Genomic DNA, 5,527 nt, shown 5'->3' with positions numbered 1-5,527 from the left:
GAAAATTATAATTTGGGGAGATATAAATTTGGACCAAAAAACCGTAGTCCGCCACTTAAAAACACTCAAAAAAGATGGACATATATAATATAAATCCGAACTGTATAATATATGTCCGACTTGTATAATATGCTGTAATTGCAGCACAATTCACAAGGCCGTAAAGTGTCTCACATAGCAAGCCGATAACCGGCGAGCATGATTTTAAAGAGGCACTTATGGAATCCGCATTAAGACAATCCGCAGTAAAAGTTATTCAGGAATCAGCAGCAAATTACCCCACAAAGTTTATTGCTCGGTCAGAAGTGAAGCGATTTACAGGCGGCGTTTATTCATCAGGCTATCTTGCAAACCACGACAGCCTAGGCACTGGCCCTAAAGGAGCTTTCAAAATTGGTCGGCAAGTATGCTATCCAACCGATAGCCTGTGTGATTGGCTTATCGCAAGATTGGAGGCATAGACCGATGACAAGAAACAAAAGCGGCCACACCCCCTCCGGAATGGACCGCTTAATAAAAACCCTGATAACTGAATATAGTCGCTATTGCACCGATTTGCAATGGTTTATGAGCTTTTGCCTGGTTGATTTTGCCGCGATCCTTTGCGTTTTGGCTTTGCTGGAGGGTTTGATATGAACCAGCGAACACAGGTTTTTAAACACCTCAAGAAAAATGTAAGCCTGTCAACGCTCGAAGCGCGGCGGCAAGGCTGGTGTCATGTTGCTATGCGTGTTTGTGAACTCCGAAAAATGGGATTTAATATTGAAACTCGCAAGACCCTTGACCGCACCGAGGATGGTAGCTTACACGAGGTAGCCCTGTATATTTTGCAACCGAAGAGACAGTTATTCTTGCCGGGCATGGGGGGTGAATGATGAACGCGACAAAAGAGACTTTTACCAGTGGCGGCAACCTGTTTTCCCTGCACGAAGAAGAAGAGCCGACCGAACAGGGCTTTTGTTCGGGCATAGGCCAACACCATTCAGTGAACAACACCACCAATCCGCAAGCCTATCTTTCGATTACCGGCGGAGAGATTGAAGCAATGGCAGTCAATCCACCTTCAGTGCCGAAAGATCAAGCACAGTGGGTGATATTCAGCACGCTACCGTCAAGAGCACATTCTATTCAGCGCGAGCACGGGCAGTACGGCGCGGGATGGGTGGACATTGACGACAACCCCGCTGGATTTGAGAATGTTGTCGGGGTAACCAGAAAGGCTTTGCCGGGAGTCCGGTTTATAGCCTATCTGACCCGAAGCGCCAAACCAGAAAATGAAAAGTGCCGGTTGATCGTGCCGTTTGCCGGTCTTTGTCCAGGAGCGGATTATGTTTTGCTGCAAAAGATAATCAATGACCGGCTAGAGACGGCAGGCATTACCCCAGATCGAGCGACCGAGAGGGCCGGTCAAGTCTGCTATTTGCCGAACAGGGGCGAACTGTATGAGTATCATATCGAACCGGGCACCCCCTGCGAATGGGAAACGGTTTTCCATGAAGAGGTGCAGGCGGAGAGGGAGCGTGTAAGGGCGGCTGAAGTAGCCCTGGAAGCGAGCCGGGAGCAAGCCCGACAGAAAGCCTCTCAGCGTATGACAATCGGCACCACAAGCCCAATTGACGCATACAACGCATCCTATTCGGTCGAGGATTGTCTACTTGCATATGGCTACCAACAGCGCGGCAGCCGATACCTTAGTCCATTATCCGGCAGCGGTTCACCGGGCGTATCGATCAAGGACGGCAAATGGATTTCTTCACACAATTCGGACAAAGACACAGTAGGCGCTTTCGGTGATGCCTTCGACCTGTTCGCATATTTTGAGCACGGCGGCGACCGGGCGGCAGCGTTAAAGGCAGCCGGGGAAATGTTCACGATTGACGGCGAAACCATTAATCAAGCGAACCGCCGGAGCTATGCCGAGTCACAGCCACCACGGAACCCGGCGACGCATTACCGGGCGGCAGACATCGACCAAAAACTGGAACCGCAGAAAGAGGAAGAGCCTTTCGACTTATGCAAATTTTCCTTGAACGGACAGTCAAAGGAAATGGAGAAACAAATGCTTGCCGATAAGTTTGTCCTTGGGCAAATGGCGATTCTTGGACAGTCAACGGCGGTTTACGCGAAACCCAACGCTGGCAAGACCCTTCTTATTTTGTGGCTGATATGTGACGCAATTCAGCGGGGGGAGTTGGATGGTTCGAAGGTCTTCTACATCAATGCGGACGATAACCACAAAGGTCTTGTCTATAAGCTGAAACTGGCAGAGGAACGCGGTTTTAATATGTTGGCTCCCGGTTACAATAATTTCAAGGCGGCTGATTTGTCGGTTTATCTTGGAAAGATGATTTCAAGCCAAACGGCAAGGGGCGTAGTTTTGGTTCTTGATACAACAAAAAAATTCACTGATTTGATGGACAAGAAGAGAGGCTCTAAATTCAACAATGACGTTCGGGATTTCGTTGCCCAGGGCGGCACGGTTATTATGCTCGCACATGTCAACAAGCACCGCGACGACGGTGGGAAAGTTGTCTATGCCGGAACGTCCGATCTTGTCGACGATGGCGATTGTGCCTATACCCTGGATGTTGTCAACGAGGACAAAACAACAGGTATTCGGACCGTAGTATTCGAGAACTTCAAGAGTCGTGGTGATTCTATCAGGGAGGCCCAATATCAATACAATTTTGCAGACGGCACACCATACCACGAACGATTCAAGTCAGTAGCTGAAGTCGGTGAAGATGAGCGTAAAGCGGCGGAAAAAGCACAGCGTCTTGCAACTACACTTGAGCGCAACCAACCGGCAATAGAGGTAATCAAGGAGTGCATAAGGGCAGACATCAATCAGAAAACGGCCCTAGTCAAAGAGGCGGCGGAACGATCCGGCATGACAAAGAAGAAAATTACACAGGCTTTAGCCGATCATACGGGCAGCAATCCTTCAGAAAATCAATTCTGGCACACAGTTATCGAGGACAAGAACACGCACGTTTACCATATCAATTATGGTGTTTTATGAGAAAACTACCCCCCCCTCTGAAAAGTGGAAAACTGAAGAAACTGCTTACAGCCGAATGGAGTATTTACGTAGCTAGCCCCTCTGAAGGGCCTATATCCATTGAGTTTCACCAGTTTTTTCAGTTTTCCCAGTTTTCCCAGTTTATTAAGATTACCTATTTCCAGGGGGTGGGGTACTTCTTTGCAGAAAACTGAAAAACTATAATCGTTTTGAAAAACTAAAATCAAAAGAGAGGCTTCAAAATGCAAAAGAGACCTGTACCAAAAGTTCATAAAAATTCCTGGAACGATGAAAGTTGGCTGACCGAAAATCGGATCATGTCCTTTCGCGATGATAGCCTGATATACGCTTTCCATGGTCCATCAGAACCATGTCCCCACTGTGGGAATCTTTCGGGCTTCGCATATGTCGATAATGACGATCTGCATTGTTTGTACTGCGCTCCAGAGCAAAAAACAACAGAGAGGCTATCAACACAGCAGGCCCAGGGTGTGATAAACGAACCGGACAGAGTAACCAACACAGGCCCACGGCTGAAAATTCCGTCATGGGGCAGTTTAAGAAGACAGAACAGAGGACATGAATCATGAGAGCAAAAAACCAACTACCTGTAGCAGGCGAAAATCAAGATGCGGAAGACACCCCTATAAAATTTGGCAAGAGTGTCGAGAAAAACCGGGTGAAGTATCACAACGAAAAGGTTGTCTTTGATTTGCAGTCGGCAACCACCTTTGGAACTGTGGATCAAGATTGCTGCAATATTCTTCTCGAACAGGTTTTTATGTGCAGCCCTGTCATTGAACGTAAGGGGGCGGATGAGATCATCAACGGAACGACCCCCATGCTCTTTGCCATAAAACCCCGTGACGAGCTGGAGGGCATGCTTGCCGTGCAAATTGTGGCTACCCACAACTTGGCAATGGAAATGGCAAGACGCGCAGCCAATCCCAAACAAGACAACGACGGCGTGAGCGTGAATGTCAATATGCTTACAAAACTCAACCGGACCTTTATTGCACAGATCGAAACCCTTAACCGGCACCGGGGGAAAGGCCAGCAAAAAATGACTGTTGAGCATATCCACGTTTCGGATGGTGGGCAGGCAATAATCGGCAATGTTGATGGAGGGGGTAAGAATGAAAAGTGAAAAACAAGCCCTTGAGCACCGTAAAGGGTGGCTAAAGAATGGCGGCATACCCTGCGACCTGACAACACTGCCCAGATGTAACGCCACTTCAAAGCACACCGGATGCCGATGCAAGCAACCAGCGATGAAAAACGGCAAGTGCCATTGGCACGGCGGGAAATCGACAGGCGCACCCCGGGGCAATACGAATGCCGTCAAACATGGCTTGACTACAAAAGAGGCGAAAAAGTTTCGTAAAGAGGTACGGGCATTTATACAAGCTTGCTCGGAGACCATCGACGGTTCAATCTAATTGGTTGATGTCCGTATGTACTGAGCGCATGTTTAGGGCAAGGGGCGACAGTTGAACCGGACCGAGTATATAATTGCAGGCCCACGGCTGAAAATTGCACCATGGGGCAAATAAGCGATTATTGCACCATATGGAGTGTAATGTTTGGCCGGTAAATTCCATATGGTGTTTGTTAGGCAAGAGTACAAAGGTTTTACAAAGATTCTGGACGTGCCGCAAGCAGACCTGACAACGGTAATGTTTTTGGAAGGGTGTACATGATTTTAGCCTTTCAAAGTGCCAACCTTTTGCAAACATGTTGTGAACAAAAATATAAGGTAAACTCAGACATTTACGATCAATCATGAATAGTTTTTGACTTTGTTGCATACCTAAGGTTTTGGTAAGGTTTTACCTATCATTCGCATTACTAATTACCGTTTATATATGCAAGGTTTCAGCAAGGGTAGACACTAACATTTTACTAACTTTTACCGAATGTCGGCCCACTACTGCCAGCGGGTTGGCACACCGGAGAGTGGCATTGTCATGGATGACATCGGGATTTGGCACAGAGCAGCGGCAGATGTGAGCCGGTAAAAAATTACCCGGCAAACATCGCTAGCTCAAAACCTCGCGGCTCATTTCCAAGCCGCGAGCAATATGAACCCGAACCAACTCAAATATGAGGGCGTTAGGGGTATTGGGAACACGACCTCACAGAAATTAGTTTCCGGAAACTGTAATCTTGCAAATAGTTTCCGGAACTTTTATTGTTTACCCGAGCGAGGATAATTCAATCATGGGGTAATCGATGACCGAGACAAAGAGAGGACCGGGCAGGCCAAGGAAACATGCAGACCAAAGAGCCAAAACAAGGGCGTGGCGGTATAATCAAGAAAAGCACAGGGTAGACCTATACTTGCACTCGTCGGCATACTGGAGGCTTAAAAAACTGGCTGGAATATGGGGCTGTTCCCTGGCTGGAGCTGTTGAAAGGTTGGCGATCGAGGCAGATGAAAAATACAGGGATCTTCTCTTTGATGCTGATGAATAAGGGCAGGAATAGACAGCAAAGTGCCAATTA

Annotated in this window: 6 protein-coding genes; all 6 read left to right on the top strand. The window is 47.7% G+C overall.

Annotated elements, in window-relative coordinates; genetic code table 11:
• Positions 1-218: 218 nt before the first annotated feature.
• The 6 genes from ACYQ8U_RS22485 to ACYQ8U_RS22460 all read left to right on the top strand — a co-directional run bounded on the left by ACYQ8U_RS22485 (position 219) and on the right by ACYQ8U_RS22460 (position 5,497).
• Positions 219-461: a hypothetical protein gene (locus ACYQ8U_RS22485; protein WP_459947803.1), complete on the top strand. Its 243-nt coding sequence runs from the start codon at positions 219-221 to the stop codon at positions 459-461.
• 171 nt (positions 462-632) lie between these two features.
• Positions 633-875 carry a helix-turn-helix domain-containing protein gene (locus tag ACYQ8U_RS22480; protein ID WP_459947802.1) on the top strand — a complete coding sequence of 81 codons (243 nt, stop codon included), beginning with the start codon at positions 633-635 and terminating at the stop codon, positions 873-875.
• Complete coding sequence (locus tag ACYQ8U_RS22475; RefSeq protein ID WP_459947801.1) at positions 872-3,022, top strand: P-loop NTPase family protein; 2,151 nt, start codon at positions 872-874, stop codon at positions 3,020-3,022. The genes ACYQ8U_RS22480 and ACYQ8U_RS22475 overlap by 4 nt, the downstream gene beginning before the upstream one ends.
• 586 nt (positions 3,023-3,608) lie before the next feature.
• On the top strand, positions 3,609-4,169 hold the full coding sequence (locus ACYQ8U_RS22470) for a hypothetical protein (protein WP_459947800.1): 561 nt from the start codon (positions 3,609-3,611) through the stop codon (positions 4,167-4,169).
• A complete protein-coding gene (locus ACYQ8U_RS22465) occupies positions 4,159-4,461 on the top strand; it encodes an HGGxSTG domain-containing protein (protein WP_459947799.1) in 303 nt (100 codons plus the stop codon). Before ACYQ8U_RS22470 ends, ACYQ8U_RS22465 begins: the two co-directional genes overlap by 11 nt.
• Positions 4,462-5,254: 793 nt before the next feature.
• Positions 5,255-5,497: a hypothetical protein gene (locus ACYQ8U_RS22460; RefSeq protein WP_459947798.1), complete on the top strand. Its 243-nt coding sequence runs from the start codon at positions 5,255-5,257 to the stop codon at positions 5,495-5,497.
• The last annotated feature ends 30 nt before the right edge of the window (positions 5,498-5,527 follow it).

This window comes from Desulfocastanea catecholica, assembly GCF_054657295.1.
The sequence above is the reverse complement of the archived record's forward strand: the minus strand, read 5'-3'. Positions and strand labels throughout refer to the sequence as shown.